The 14,370-nt window shown below is 60.8% G+C and carries 13 protein-coding genes; 11 read left to right on the top strand and 2 right to left on the bottom strand.

The genetic code is table 11. From position 1 onward, the window contains the following. Positions 1-11 precede the first annotated feature (11 nt). The 8 genes from GQ39_RS02245 (at position 12) to GQ39_RS02280 (ending at position 7,041) form a co-directional block, all read left to right on the top strand. Entirely contained in the window at positions 12-197 is a 186-nt protein-coding gene (locus tag GQ39_RS02245) for a Trm112 family protein (RefSeq protein WP_007945752.1), read from the top strand. Beyond that, complete coding sequence (gene kdsB / locus GQ39_RS02250; protein ID WP_047526957.1) at positions 194-958, top strand: 3-deoxy-manno-octulosonate cytidylyltransferase; 765 nt, start codon at positions 194-196, stop codon at positions 956-958. Before GQ39_RS02245 ends, kdsB begins: the two co-directional genes overlap by 4 nt. Beyond that, on the top strand, positions 958-1,422 hold the full coding sequence (locus GQ39_RS02255; RefSeq protein ID WP_047526959.1) for a low molecular weight protein-tyrosine-phosphatase: 465 nt from the start codon (positions 958-960) through the stop codon (positions 1,420-1,422). The genes kdsB and GQ39_RS02255 overlap by 1 nt, the downstream gene beginning before the upstream one ends. Then, positions 1,419-2,438, top strand: a complete 1,020-nt coding sequence (murB, locus tag GQ39_RS02260; RefSeq protein ID WP_047526961.1) for a UDP-N-acetylmuramate dehydrogenase — start codon at positions 1,419-1,421, stop codon at positions 2,436-2,438. Before GQ39_RS02255 ends, murB begins: the two co-directional genes overlap by 4 nt. 244 nt (positions 2,439-2,682) lie before the next feature. Then, positions 2,683-3,153, top strand: coding sequence for a (2Fe-2S)-binding protein (locus GQ39_RS02265; RefSeq protein ID WP_047526963.1), 471 nt, complete (start codon positions 2,683-2,685; stop codon positions 3,151-3,153). Continuing rightward, entirely contained in the window at positions 3,150-5,471 is a 2,322-nt protein-coding gene (locus tag GQ39_RS02270) for a xanthine dehydrogenase family protein molybdopterin-binding subunit (RefSeq protein WP_047526965.1), read from the top strand. Before GQ39_RS02265 ends, GQ39_RS02270 begins: the two co-directional genes overlap by 4 nt. After that, positions 5,471-6,454 carry an XdhC family protein gene (locus tag GQ39_RS02275; RefSeq protein ID WP_047526966.1) on the top strand — a complete coding sequence of 328 codons (984 nt, stop codon included), beginning with the start codon at positions 5,471-5,473 and terminating at the stop codon, positions 6,452-6,454. The genes GQ39_RS02270 and GQ39_RS02275 overlap by 1 nt, the downstream gene beginning before the upstream one ends. Beyond that, positions 6,451-7,041 carry a nucleotidyltransferase family protein gene (locus GQ39_RS02280; RefSeq protein WP_047526968.1) on the top strand — a complete coding sequence of 197 codons (591 nt, stop codon included), beginning with the start codon at positions 6,451-6,453 and terminating at the stop codon, positions 7,039-7,041. Before GQ39_RS02275 ends, GQ39_RS02280 begins: the two co-directional genes overlap by 4 nt. Positions 7,042-7,195: 154 nt before the next feature. On the opposite strand, the gene rne is transcribed toward GQ39_RS02280, so the two are convergent. Further along, positions 7,196-10,387 carry a ribonuclease E gene (gene rne, locus GQ39_RS02285; protein ID WP_047526969.1) on the bottom strand — a complete coding sequence of 1,064 codons (3,192 nt, stop codon included), beginning with the start codon at positions 10,385-10,387 and terminating at the stop codon, positions 7,196-7,198. A gap of 700 nt (positions 10,388-11,087) precedes the next feature. Here rne and rluC point away from each other — a divergent pair. The 3 genes from rluC to GQ39_RS02300 are packed head-to-tail and all read left to right on the top strand — an operon-like array spanning position 11,088 to position 13,713. Next, on the top strand, positions 11,088-12,050 hold the full coding sequence (rluC, locus tag GQ39_RS02290) for a 23S rRNA pseudouridine(955/2504/2580) synthase RluC (protein WP_047526970.1): 963 nt from the start codon (positions 11,088-11,090) through the stop codon (positions 12,048-12,050). Then, positions 12,037-12,699, top strand: a complete 663-nt coding sequence (locus GQ39_RS02295; protein WP_047526971.1) for an HAD-IA family hydrolase — start codon at positions 12,037-12,039, stop codon at positions 12,697-12,699. Before rluC ends, GQ39_RS02295 begins: the two co-directional genes overlap by 14 nt. 24 nt (positions 12,700-12,723) lie before the next feature. Beyond that, positions 12,724-13,713, top strand: coding sequence for a S49 family peptidase (locus GQ39_RS02300; protein WP_047526972.1), 990 nt, complete (start codon positions 12,724-12,726; stop codon positions 13,711-13,713). A 49-nt stretch (positions 13,714-13,762) separates the two neighbouring features. Here GQ39_RS02300 and GQ39_RS02305 read toward each other — a convergent pair whose 3' ends face one another. Further along, positions 13,763-14,341 carry a Maf family protein gene (locus tag GQ39_RS02305; RefSeq protein WP_047526973.1) on the bottom strand — a complete coding sequence of 193 codons (579 nt, stop codon included), beginning with the start codon at positions 14,339-14,341 and terminating at the stop codon, positions 13,763-13,765. Between the last annotated feature and the right edge of the window lie 29 nt (positions 14,342-14,370).

Below are 14,370 nucleotides of genomic sequence, written 5' to 3' on the forward strand. Positions count from 1 at the left end.
AGGGAATGCTCATGGACACCAAATTGCTCGACATCCTCGCCTGCCCGGTCTGCAAAGGCCCGCTCAAGCTCAGCGCCGACAAGACCGAGCTGATCAGCAAGGGCGCCGGCCTGGCTTATCCGATCCGGGACGGTATTCCGGTGATGCTCGAAACCGAAGCTCGCACCCTCACGACCGATGAGCGTCTGGACAAATGACCGCAGCCTTTACCGTTGTCATTCCTTCGCGATACGCCTCTACGCGCCTGCCGGGCAAGCCACTGCTGTTGATCGCCGGCAAGCCGATGATTCAACACGTTTGGGAGCAGGCCAGCAAAAGCAGCGCCCAGCGTGTGGTGGTTGCCACTGATGACGCCCGTATTGTCGAGGCTTGCCAGGGTTTTGGCGCTGAGGTGGTGCTGACTCGCGAAGACCACAACTCCGGTACCGATCGCCTGGCAGAAGTCGCGGCGAAACTGGGCCTGGCGCCCGATGCCATCGTTGTCAACGTCCAGGGCGATGAGCCGTTGATCCCGCCGAGCGTGATCGATCAGGTCGCCGCCAATCTGGCTATCCACACCGAAGCGCGCATGGCCACCCTGGCCGAGCCGATCGACGATGTTGAAACCCTGTTCAATCCCAACGTGGTCAAGGTTGTCAGTGATCTCAATGGCCTGGCCCTGACCTTCAGTCGCGCCACGCTACCGTGGGCACGGGATGCTTTCGCCAAGAGCCGCGAGCAATTGCCGCAAGGCGTGCCTTACCGCCGCCACATCGGTATTTATGCGTACCGCGCCGGTTTCCTGCATGACTTTGTCAGCTGGGGGCCATGCTGGCTGGAAAACACCGAGAGCCTGGAACAACTGCGTGCGATGTGGCACGGCGTGCGGATTCACGTTGCCGATGCGCTGATCGCACCGCCGGCCGGCGTCGATACCATTGAAGACCTTGAGCGCGTTCGTCGCCTGCTGGAGGCCTGATGCGTGTTTTGTTTGTATGCCTGGGCAACATCTGTCGTTCACCCACGGCCGAAGGCGTGCTGCGGCATAAATTGCGTGAGGCGGGGCTGGCCGACCAGATAGAAGTCGCCTCCGCCGGCACCGGTGAATGGCACGTCGGCCAGGCGCCGGACAAGCGTAGTCAGGCGGCTGCCAAGCTGCGAGGTTATGATTTGTCCGCCCAGCGCGCCCAACAAGTGACCCGCGCCGATTTCGCCACCTACGACCTGATCCTGGCGATGGATAAAAGCAATCTGCGCGATCTCGAGTCCATGCAACCGGTCAAGGGTAAAGCAGAGCTGGATCTGTTCCTGCGTCGCTATCAGTCGGGCATCGATGAGGTGCCGGATCCCTATCACGACAGTGACCAGGGCTTCGAGCGGGTACTGGATTTGATCGAGCGCGCCAGTGATCTGCTGGTGATCGAATTGAAGGGACGGTTATGAGTCTGCAGGTGCGGCAACAGGTTTCGCTCAAACCGTACAACAGCTTTGGCGTGGATGTTCAGGCCCGTCTGTTTGCCGAGGCCCATAGCGACGCCGACGTGCGTGACGCTCTGGCTTATGCCCGGGACCATGATGTGCCCCTGCTGGTCATCGGTGGTGGCAGCAACTTGCTGTTGACGGCAGACGTGTCGTCGCTGGTGCTGCGCATGGCCACTCGCGGGGTTCGTGTGCTAAGCGACGATGGCAGCAAAGTCGTGCTTGAAGCCGAGGCTGGCGAGCCCTGGCATCCGTTCGTGCAGTACACACTGGCGCAGGGGTTGTCCGGTCTGGAAAACCTGAGCCTGATTCCCGGCACCGTCGGCGCGGCACCGATGCAGAACATCGGTGCTTATGGCGTCGAGATCAAGGACGTGTTTGCCGGCCTGACGGCGCTCGATCGCCACAGCGGAGAGCTGCGCGACTTCAGCCTGGAAGAATGCGACTTCGCTTACCGCGACAGCGTCTTCAAGCAGCAACCGGGGCGCTGGTTGATCCTTCGGGTACGTTTTACGCTCGACCGCACCGCACATCTGCACCTGGAATACGGCCCCGTGCGTCAGCGGCTGACCGAGCAGGGCATCGATCAGCCGACCGCCACTGACGTTAGCCAGGCCATTTGCAGTATTCGCAATGAGAAGCTCCCGGACCCGGCGGTGCTCGGCAATGCTGGCAGTTTCTTCAAGAATCCGCTGGTGCCGGCCGCGCTGGTCGCGCAGCTCAAGGGCGAATACCCGGATCTGGTGGCCTACGCGCAACCGGACGGTCAGATGAAGCTGGCGGCAGGCTGGCTGATCGAACGGGCAGGGTGGAAAGGGTTTCGCGAGAACGATGCAGGCGTGCATAAATTGCAGGCATTGGTGTTGGTCAATTATGGCGGTGCCACCGGGCTGCAATTGCTCGACCTGGCACAGCGTATCCAGAAAGACATTTCAGAACGTTTTCATGTCAATCTGGAAATGGAGCCCAATCAGTATTGAAGCTAAGCTCTCCTGACTGATCTCAAAGCTCTGTACAACTTCCGTTGTGCAGGGCTTTTTTGTTAATACTGGGTTAACTTAGCCACCTAACGATACCAGCATTTGCTCCATCCAAAGGCCCGGTGCAGACGTGTTCGTTCGCACAAGAGAGCCCATTAGCCTGAGTCGATCTGCGATGACCGAACCGCTTGGCTAAAGCGGCAGATTGCTCGACCCCATAACCCAATACTATGCGGGCGTGCCCATGATTACCCTGAAACTCAATGGTCAAGACCATCAACTCGACGTCACCGAGGACATGCCGCTGCTCTGGGCGATCCGCGACGTGGCCGGCTACAACGGCACCAAATTCGGCTGCGGCATGGGCTTGTGCGGTGCCTGCACCATTCACATCGAAGGCGCCCCTGCACGCAGCTGTATCACGCCAATCGGCTCGGTAGTGGGGCAGAACGTCACCACGATCGACAACCTGCATGCCGACCCGGTCGGCCAAGTCGTGCAGCAAGCCTGGCTCGATACGGCCGTAGCCCAGTGCGGTTACTGTCAGGGCGGGCAAATCATGTCTGCTACCGCATTGCTTAAAACCAACCCGAACCCCAGCGACGAACAGATCGAAGAGGCGATGGTCGGCAACATTTGCCGCTGCGGCACCTACAACCGCATCAAGACCGCCATCCGCCAGGCATCCACTCACTTGAAGGGGGCCAAGGCATGAGCCAGTTACCGAATGATTTCGCCCTGAGCAACCTCAGTCGGCGTGGTTTCCTCAAAGGCGTCGGCGCTGCGGGTGCGCTGGTGGTGGCCGCCAGCTGGGGCTGGCAAGACGCGTTCGCCGAAGAGGCGCAGAAGAAGTTCGGCGCCGATGGCATGCCCCATGGCTGGGTCGACGATCCCAAGGTTTATCTCAGCATCGCCACCGACGGCACGGTGACGGTTATCTGCAACCGTTCGGAAATGGGCCAGGGTGTTCGCACCAGCCTGACCATGGTCGTGGCCGACGAACTCGAAGCCGATTGGGCGCGGGTCAAAGTCAAGCAGGCGCCGGGCGACGAAGTGCGTTTCGGCAACCAGGACACCGACGGTTCGCGCAGCATGCGCCACTGGTACGAACCCATGCGCCGCTGCGGTGCCGCCGCACGGACCATGCTGGAGCAGGCGGCTGCCGAGCAGTGGAAAGTGCCGGTCAGTGAATGTCATGCGCAACTGCATAAAGTCATCCACAAACCTTCCGGTCGCGAGCTGGATTATGGCGCCCTGGCCGCCGCTGCCGGCGCCTTGGCCGTGCCGGCGCGTGACAGTCTGCGACTCAAGCAACCTTCGGAGTTCCGCTACATCGGCAAGGAAGGCACCAGGGCCATCGACGGCGACGACATCGTCAACGGTCGCGCGGTGTATGGTGCCGACGTGCATGTCGACGGCATGTTGTTCGCCACCATCGCCCGTCCAGCGGTGTACGGTGGCAAGGTCAAAACGTTCGATGCCAGCGCCGCGATGAAAGTCCCCGGTGTGCTCAAGGTCGTGCAGATCGAAAGCCGTCCACTGCCATCAGAGTTCCAACCGCTGGGTGGGGTGGCGGTGGTGGCCAGTAACACCTGGGCGGCGATCAAGGGACGTGAAGCGCTGAAAATCGAATGGGATGACGGCGCCAATGCCAGTTACGACTCGATCGCCTACCGCAAGGAGCTGGAAGCCGCCTCGCTCAAACCCGGCAAAGTGGTGCGCAACACGGGCAACATCGATGAAGCCATGAGCGGCGCCAACAGCACGCTGGAAGCCTCCTACTACTTGCCGCATCTATCGCAGTCACCGATGGAGCCAATGGTCGCCATCGCCCGCTACAAGGACGGTGTGTGCGAAGCCTGGGGCCCGAGTCAGGCGCCACAGGTCACCCGTGAGCGGATCAGCGAACGTCTCGGCCTGCCGTTCGACAATGTCACCTTCAATGTCACCTTGTTGGGTGGCGGTTTCGGCCGCAAGTCGAAGCCCGATTTCATTATCGAGGCGGCGATTCTTGCCAAGGAGTTCCCTGGCAAAGCCGTGCGCGTGCAATGGACCCGCGAAGACGACATCCACTGCTCCTATTTCCACACCGTGTCCGCTGAATACCTGAAGGCCAGCCTGAACAAGGATGGCCTGCCATCCGGCTGGTTGCATCGCACGGTAGCGCCGAGCATCACCGCACTATTCGCGCCGGGCATGAACCACGAGGCGGCATTCGAGTTGGGCATGGGCTTTACCAACATGGCTTACGCGATCCCCAACGTACGCCTGGAAAACCCCGAAGCGGCGGTACACACCCGGGTGGGATGGTATCGCTCGGTATCGAACATTCCCCACGGCTTTGCGATCCAGAGCTTCGTCGATGAATTGGCGCACAAGGCCGGGCAGGACCCGCTGAAGTACCAGATCAAATTGCTCGGTCCGGACCGTCAGATCGATCCGCGCACCTTGAGTGAAGAGTGGAACTACGGTGAATCACCGGAGCGTTACCCGATCGACACCGGACGTTTGCGCACGGTGCTGGAAACTGCCGCCAAAGCCGCCGGTTGGGGGCGCGAGCTGCCGAAGGGGCGCGGCCTGGGCCTGGCGGTGCATTACAGCTTCGTCACATACGTGGCGGCGGTGATCGAAGTCGAGGTCAAAGATGATGGCACGTTGATTGTGCACAAGGCTGACATTGCCGTGGATTGCGGGCCGCAGATCAACCCCGAGCGGATTCGCTCACAGTTTGAAGGCGCCTGCGTGATGGGCCTTGGCAATGCGGTGCTGGGTGAGATCAGCTTCAAGGATGGCAAGGTCCAGCAGGATAACTTCCACATGTACGAAGTGGCGCGCATGTCCCTGGCGCCGAAGGAGGTCGCGGTGCATCTGGTCACGCCGCCGGGCAATGTCCCGTTGGGCGGCGTCGGCGAACCCGGCGTGCCGCCGATTGCGCCGGCGCTGTGTAACGCGATCTTCGCTGCCACCGGCAAGCGCATCCGCAGCCTGCCGGTTCGCTATCAGTTGCAGGGCTGGCAAAAGGCTGAAGCCTGATGGACAGCGCTGATCTGAATGTCCTGCGCAGTGTCCTGGAATGGCGCCGCGCCGGTCAGCGGGTGGTGTTGTACAGCGTGGTCCAGACCTGGGGCACCGCGCCCCGGGCACCCGGGGCCATGCTGGCCTTGCGTGAAGATGGCGTGGTGATCGGTTCGGTGTCGGGTGGTTGTGTCGAGGACGACCTGATCGCCCGGTTGCACGATGGTCGGATTCCGGCAGACGGGCCGCCGGTGCAATTGATCACCTACGGCGTGACCCGCGAAGAGGCGGCACGTTTTGGCTTGCCCTGCGGCGGCACGTTGCGATTAACCGAGGAGCGTGTCGGTGATCCGGCGTGGGTCGCTGAACTGCTGGCGCGTTGCGAAGCCCACGAAATCGTGGCGCGTTGCCTTGATATCGCAACCGGTGAAGTGGTTTTGCAGCCGGCCGGTAAAACGGATGTATTGGTGTTTGACGAGCAGACTTTGCGCGCGATCTATGGCCCCCGCTGGCGCTTGTTGTTGATCGGCGCGGGGCAATTGTCGCGCTACGTTGCCGAAATGGCGCGGCTGCTGGATTTCGAAGTGCTGATTTGCGATCCGCGGACCGAGTTCGTCCATGGCTGGGAAGAGCAGCATGGTCGTTTCGTCTCCGGCATGCCCGACGAGGCGGTGCTGAGTATCCAGACCGACGAGCGCACGGCCATCGTGGCCTTGACTCACGATCCACGCCTGGATGACATGGCCCTGCTCACGGCCCTCGACTCCAGGGCGTTTTATGTCGGCGCGCTGGGCTCACGGGTCAACAGTCAGAAGCGCCGGGACAATCTGGCGCAGTTGGGCTTGTCGCAACAGTCCATCGAGCGGCTGCACGGTCCGATCGGTTTGCATATCGGCAGTCATAGCCCGGCGGAAATCGCCTTGTCGCTGATGGCTGAAATCGTGGCCATTAAAAATGGCGTGGAGCTGAAACAGAAGAAGCCGCTACGGGAGCGCGTATGAGCGAGTCCATCGGCGTCATTGTGCTGGCAGCGGGGCAGGGCAGTCGGTTTCGTCAGCTCGCCGGTGCCGACAAGGACAAGTTACTGGCCGATTGCACCGGCCGCGATGGCGCGGTTCGTTCGGTTATCGAGCACGTGCTGGTGAATCTTCCGGCCAATGGGGGCAAGCGCGTCCTGGTGACCACCGCTGATCGACCTCAAGTGATTCGCATGGCCCAGGCCTATGGCTGCGAAATTGTGTTGACCGAGTCCATCGGCATGGGTGACAGCATTGCTGCGGGAGTTTCTGCCTGTGCCCAACTCGATGGCTGGTTGATGGTATTGGGTGACATGCCGTTCATCCTCCCGTCCAGCATTGAAAAAGTCCTGGCGGGTATCAGTCACGACAGCGTCAGCGTGCCGGTGCAAAACGGAGAGTATGGGCATCCGGTCGGGTTCGGACGTGATTTCGCGGCGGGATTGATGGCGCTATCGGGAGATCGTGGCGCCAAGCCGCTATTTGCCAACGGGCGCGTGGTTGAGGTGGCTGTGGGGGATCCCGGGGTGTTGTGGGATGTGGATGTGCCGGGGAGCTTGCTCTTCAAGTAATCGCAGACCCCTTGTGTTAGGGAGCTTTCTCGCGATAGCGGTGGGTCAGCCTGCATCAATTTCCGGATGTTAAGCAGGGAATCGGTGTGATTGTTTTAGCTATAAAAAAGCCCCGCCAGGGTCACCTGGCGGGGCTTTTCATTAGCCGATGGAATCAGACGAGAGGTTTAGGCTCGTGTTCTTTTTCCAGGGCTTGTTCGTGTTGCTCAATCGCTTCCTGAACGGAGCGTGGTGCTTCGTGGATTGCGGATTGAGCTGGCTCGGCATCAACTTCTGCAGTCGGGGCAGGTGCTGCCTCGGCCACTTCAGCAACGACTGCTTCAGCTGGAGAAGCAGCGGCAGCCAATTCGGCTTCCTTCTGCAGGCGCTCTTCTTCACGCTTGCGACGACGCACTTCACGCGGGTCGTTCGGTGCGCGGCCACTTGGTGTCAGGGCGTTGGCCGGAGCGGCAGCAACCACTGGTGCAGGCACTTCGGCAACTACCGGCGTTTCCACGACAGGAGCAGGCTCGGCTGCTGCGACGACCGGCTCGGAGGTCACTGCATCGGCTACCGGAGCTTCAATCGCCGGAGCTTCAACGACTGGCGCTGGAGTTTCGGTTACGGCTGGCTCGGCAACCCAGTTGAACGCGGTTTGCTCTTCGCGAGCTTCACGAACGGCTTCGGTCACGGTTTCAGTGGCGGTTTCGACAACCGGCTCTGCAACCACGACAGGCGCTTCAACCACAGGCTCTACGTGTGGTGCTTGTGTCACTTCGACTTCCGGCGATGCGGTAGCTTCGACCGGGGTAGTCGCTTCAACGACTGGCGCTTCGACTGGAGCGGTTTCCAGGGTGGCGGCAGTGGCGCGTTCGGCTTGCTCGTTGGCCTGTGCTTCGGCCGGGGCGCTGATCACGGTGCTGGCAACGGCTGCGGTAACAGCCAGGCCGGCGGCGAGGTCGGCGGTGCTTGGTACTTCATTGCTTTCGCCGGATTCGGATTCTTCCGAACCTTCGATCACATTGCCGTTGGCATCGCGTTGACGCTCGCGACGGTTGCTGCGACGACGCTGGCCACGGGAACGGCGGCGCGGACGATCGCCTTCGGCGCCATCCTGACCTTCTTCCTGCAGTTGCTCTTCGTTGGTGGTCAGCTCTTCTTCGGCGATGGCAGCGGCTTGTTCGGCACGGGGTTGACGCTCTTCACGCGGTGGGCGTGGAGCACGTTCTTCGCGTGGCGGACGGGCCGGGCGCTCTTCAGCGGTCGCCGCAGCAGCCGGGGCAGCCGGAGCAGCATCCAGAGGCTCACGCAGTTCACGAACGCGCTCTTCGCGTTCGCCACGTGGCTTACGGTCTTCACGCGGTGCGCGAGGTGCACGTTCTTCTCGTGGAGCACGCGGTGCGCGTTCTTCACGTGCTACGGCTGGTGTTTCTTCACGGGCTTCGCGTGGTTGACGCTCTTCGCGTGGCTCACGTGGTGCGCGCTCTTCACGCGGTGCACGTTCTTCGCGTGGCTTGCGTTCTTCATCGCGGCGACCGTTACGGTTGCGGCTCTGCTGGCGACCGTTGCGACGTTGTTCTTCATTGCTGCGAGCCGGACGCTCGGTGGCAGCCGGTTTCTCGACCACGGCCGGGGCAGCAGGCTCTTCCTTGGAGGCGAACAGGCTGACCAGCGACTTCACCAGGCCCTTGAACAGGCTTGGCTCTGGAGCAGCGACTGGAGCGGCAACCGGAGCGGCAACGACTTCGGTCGGAACCGGTGCGTTGGCACGGGCTGGCGCAGTCTTGACCGCGGCTTCCTGGCGAACCAGGGTGCGGGTCGCTGCGGCTGGCTGGACTTCTTCCACTTCGGCAGCGGCAGCAGCGATTTCGTAGCTGGACTGGTTGATCGCGGCTTCAGGGCTGTCATCACGCAGACGCTGAACTTCGAAGTGCGGCGTTTCGAGGTGATCGTTCGGCAGAATAACGATGCGGGCGCGGGTGCGCAGTTCGATCTTGGTGATCGAGTTGCGTTTTTCGTTGAGCAGGAACGCGGCGACCGGGATCGGCACCTGGGCGCGAACTTCGGCGGTGCGGTCTTTCAGTGCTTCTTCTTCGATCAGGCGCAGGATCGCCAGCGACAGCGATTCAACATCACGGATGATGCCGGTGCCGTTGCAACGCGGGCAGACGATGCCACTGCTTTCGCCCAGGGAAGGACGCAGGCGCTGACGGGACATTTCCAGCAGGCCGAAGCGCGAGATGCGACCGACTTGCACGCGAGCGCGGTCGGCTTCCAGGCATTCGCGGACTTTTTCTTCCACGGCGCGCTGGTTCTTGGCAGGGGTCATGTCGATGAAGTCGATGACGATCAGGCCGCCAATGTCACGCAGGCGCAACTGGCGGGCGATTTCTTCGGCGGCTTCGAGGTTGGTCTGCAGGGCGGTTTCTTCGATGTCGCTGCCTTTGGTGGCGCGCGCCGAGTTGATGTCGATGGACACCAGGGCTTCGGTCGGATCGATAACGATGGAGCCGCCGGAAGGCAGTTCGACGACGCGCTGGAATGCGGTTTCGATCTGGCTTTCGATCTGGAAGCGGTTGAACAGCGGAACGCTGTCTTCGTACAGCTTGATCTTGCTGGCGTACTGCGGCATCACCTGACGGATGAAGGTCAGGGCTTCGTCCTGGGCTTCGACGCTGTCGATCAGCACTTCGCCGATGTCCTGGCGCAGGTAGTCACGGATGGCGCGGATGATCACGTTGCTTTCCTGATAGATCAGGAATGGCGCGGAGCGATCCAGCGAGGCTTCTTTGATGGCGGTCCAGAGTTGCAGCAGGTAGTCGAGGTCCCACTGCATTTCTTCACTGCTGCGGCCCAGGCCGGCAGTGCGCACGATCAGACCCATGTCGGCCGGGGCAACCAGGCCGTTCAGGGCTTCGCGCAATTCGTTGCGCTCTTCGCCTTCGATGCGACGGGAGATACCGCCGGCACGCGGGTTGTTCGGCATCAGTACCAGGTAACGACCGGCCAGGCTGATGAACGTGGTCAGGGCGGCGCCCTTGTTGCCACGTTCTTCTTTTTCGACCTGAACGATGACTTCCTGGCCTTCGCTCAGGACGTCCTTGATGTTGACGCGGCCTTCAGGGGCTTTCTTGAAGTATTCGCGGGAGATTTCTTTGAGTGGCAGGAAGCCGTGGCGCTCGGAGCCGAAATCGACAAAGGCAGCCTCAAGGCTTGGTTCGATGCGAGTAATCCGGCCTTTATAGATGTTGGCCTTCTTCTGCTCGCGTGCACCGGATTCGATGTCCAGGTCGTAGAGGCGCTGGCCATCTACCAGTGCAACACGCAACTCTTCGGGTTGAGTTGCGTTAATCAGCATTCTTTTCATGTAGTACCGTCGGTTTCCGGGCTGCCGGAAACGGCGTTCGGCACACACGACTTCTCATGGTCGGTGTCAGGTGCGTCAGGAGTGGTTGGACACTCCAGTGTCTAGCGAACCCCGACCAATTGGGCCGATGTCGCGACGTACGCGTCCTGCTTGCTGTGGCTACTTAAGCACTCAGTCAGGAGGAGGAATCAACCAGCGGCTGTGGACGAGATGAAGCGTCTTGATAAAGCCTATTGCTACACAGTCCAGCGGTTGTGCATCTCCACCCTACACGTATCCCTGATAATTCGGGTGCTGCCGCGCGCAGAATCCGCAGCGGGTTGGCATTTACCGTGAGCTCCGATAGGGGAGGTCACGCATCATGGCTAATTTAGGCGTTGTTTCCGAAGCATTCGCTCGGGGTCATTCGCAGCTGACTGCACTTTGTGAACTGGCCATGAATATTGGCTCGCAAGACGAGTGAAAACTCTGCTTTGCGGTTTGATTCAGGCCTCATGTCACCTGCGCTTGTTACAACTGCAAACTCCACCGTTACGCAGCGAAAGCCCCGTAGGACGGCCTCGCGTCCTGGTGAATTGCGTTGGTCAGGGTCGGTTTTTGACCGTTGGTCCGCTGTCCAGGCCGCTTTTGGCGGCGTTCGCGACTATAGCAGCAATGATTAAGTGCTTCAATTCCATAAAAAATTGTTATCATCCGCGGCATGACGACTACAGCCCCCTCGACCCCAAGCGTACAACTGCTTGAGGTCTCGCCGGAATATGCCGGCCAACGTATTGATAACTTCCTTCTCGCTCGGCTCAAAGGCGTGCCCAAGACCCTGATTTACCGCATTTTGCGCAAGGGCGAAGTGCGGGTGAACAAGGGGCGGATCAAGCCCGAATACAAGCTGCAGGCGGGCGATATCGTGCGCGTGCCGCCGGTTCGCGTGCCTGAGCGCGACGAACCGGTGCCGCTGGCCCAAGGCCTGCTGCAGCGACTCGAAGCCTCGATTGTCTATGAAGACAAGGCGCTGATCGTGATCAACAAGCCTGCTGGCATCGCTGTTCACGGCGGTAGTGGCTTGAATTACGGCGTCATCGAAGCCTTTCGTCAGTTGCGCCCCGACTGCAAGGAGCTGGAACTGGTCCACCGTCTTGACCGTGACACTTCCGGGCTGCTGATGATCGCCAAGAAGCGCAGCATGTTGCGTCACTTGCACACCGCATTGCGCGGTGATGGTGTCGATAAGCGCTACATGGCGCTGGTTCGTGGCAACTGGGCGAGCTCGATCAAGCAAGTCCGTGCGGCGCTCGGCAAGAGCAATCTGCGCTCCGGCGAGCGCATGGTCGAGGTCGACGAGGAGGAGGGCAAGGAGTCTGTGACCGTGTTCAAGGTCCTGCGTCGCTTTGGCGACTTTGCCACCCTGATCGAAGCCAAGCCGATCACCGGCCGCACTCACCAGATCCGCGTCCACACGTTGCACGCCGGGCACTGCATAGCCGGCGATACCAAGTACGGCGATGACGATTTCAGTAAGGAAATTCGCGACCTGGGCGGCAAGCGCCTGTTCCTGCACGCCTACATGCTGACCGTGCCGCTGCCCGATGGCGGTGAACTCAAGTTGCAGGCGCCGGTCGATGAAATGTGGGCCAAGACCGTGGAGCGATTGAGTGCGCCCATCTGATTACAAGCTGCTGATTTTCGATTGGGATGGCACGCTCGCCGATTCCATTGGTCGGATTGTCGAAGCGATGCATGTGGCATCGGAGCGAACCGGCTTTCCGTTGCGTGATGATTTCGCCGTCAAAGGCATCATCGGGCTTGGTCTGCCGGAAGCGATCCGCACCTTGTATCCCGAAATCGGCGATGCCGAGCTGATAGCCTTTCGTCAGCATTATGCGGATCACTACATCGCATCGGAAGCTGTGCCTTCGCCGTTGTTCGAAGGTGTGGTCGAGTCGCTCGAAGCGTTTCGTGCCGAGGGCTATCATCTGGCTGTGGCGACCGGCAAGGCCCGTCGCGGGCTGGACCGGGTACTGAAATCCCATGGCTGGGAAGATTATTTCGACATCACCCGTGCGGCTGACGAGACCGCCAGCAAGCCGCATCCGCTGATGCTTGAGCAGATCCTGGCTCATTGTCAGGTGGCTCCCGCGCAGGCGCTGATGGTTGGCGACTCGTCGTTCGATCTGCAGATGGCGCGCAATGCCGGGATGGATTCGGTGGCGGTCAGCTACGGTGCTCAATCGATCGAGGCGCTGAAGCTGTTCGGGCCGCGGCTGGCGGTTGATCGCTTTTCAGAATTGCATGCCTGGCTGAGTCAGCGGGCTTAATACGTTGTTGCTGGGGTAGATGGCATGACCGACGAATGGAAAGCGCCCGCCAAGTCGAGCGCAGAGAGCGGTGACGAGAAAAGCTGGAAGCTGCTGGAAAAGACGCTGCTGGCCAGCGTGCAGGAACAGCGTCGGTCCCGTCGCTGGGGGATTTTCTTCAAGTTGCTGACGTTTGTGTACCTGTTTGGTGCGCTGGCCCTGTTCACGCCGCTGATGGACATGGAAAAAGCCGCCACCCGCAGTGCCCATTACACCGCGTTGATCGACGTGACGGGCATGATCGCCGACAAGGAGCCGGCCAGCGCCGACAATATCGTTGGAAGCCTGCGAGCGGCCTTCGAGGACGATAAGGTCAAGGGCGTGATCCTGCGAATCAACAGTCCGGGTGGCAGTCCGGTGCAGTCAGGTTACGTCTATGACGAGATTCGCCGTCTGCGTGGCCTGCATCCGGATACCAAGCTCTATGCGGTGATTTCGGATCTGGGGGCTTCCGGCGCGTATTACATTGCCAGTGCGGCCGATCAGATCTACGCCGACAAAGCGAGCCTGGTGGGTTCCATCGGCGTCACGGCGGCCGGTTACGGCTTTGTCGGTACCATGGAGAAGCTGGGGGTCGAGCGTCGCACCTACACTTCTGGCGAGCACAAGTCGTTCCTTGATCCGTTCCAGCCGCAAAAACCGGAAGAGACGGCGTTTTGGCAGGGTGTGCTCGATACCACTCACAATCAGTTCATCAACAGCGTCAAGCAGGGGCGGGGTGATCGCCTGAAGGATAAAGAGCATCCTGAGCTGTTCTCCGGTCTGGTCTGGTCTGGCGAGCAAGCATTGCCACTGGGGCTGATCGATGGCCTGGGCAATGCCAGTTCGGTAGCCCGGGATGTGATCGGCGAAAAAGAGCTGGTGGACTTCACGGTTCAGGAGTCGCCGTTCGATCGCTTCTCGAAAAAGCTCGGCGCCAGCGTCGCTGAGCATTTGGCGATGTGGATGGGTTTCAATGGTCCATCGCTGCGTTGATCTTTTGGATGCTCAAAAAAACCGGCCTGTTTGGCCGGTTTTTTGTGGCTCAGGGAATTTGCACGCCTTCAGTCAGCAGCATGTCGACAAGGCGGATCAGCGGTAATCCGATCAGGCTGGTGGCGTCCGGGCCTTCGGTGCTTTGGAACAGGCTCACGCCCAGGCCCTCGGCCTTGAAGCTGCCAGCGCAGTCGTAGGGTTGTTCGGCGCGCAGGTAGCGCTCGATGCGCGCGCTGTCGAGGGTGCGCATGTGCACGGTGAACGGTATGCAATCGACCTGGCAGTGACCGGTCTGGCTATTGAGCAGTGCCAGGCCCGTCAGGAAGGTCACGCTGGCACCGCTGGCGGCCAGCAGTTGTTCGCGGGCCTTTTCGAAGGTGTGGGGCTTGCCGATGATGCTGTCCCCGAGCACGGCGACCTGGTCGGAGCCAATGATCAAGTGAGCGCTGTGACGGCCGGTCAGTGCGCGGGCTTTTTCCTCGGCGAGGCGCTTGACCAGATCAACGGCGGTCTCGCCCGGGCGATGGCTTTCGTCGATATCCGGCGAGCTACAGGTAAACGGCAGTAGCAGGCGGGCCAGCAATTCCCGGCGATAGACCGAGCTGGAAGCGAGTAATAAAGGCAGCATGGGCAACTCCAAAAGGCAGGCGGGAATTC

It is taken from the genome of Pseudomonas sp. 11/12A, assembly GCF_000800055.1.
GTDB lineage: Bacteria > Pseudomonadota > Gammaproteobacteria > Pseudomonadales > Pseudomonadaceae > Aquipseudomonas > Aquipseudomonas mohnii.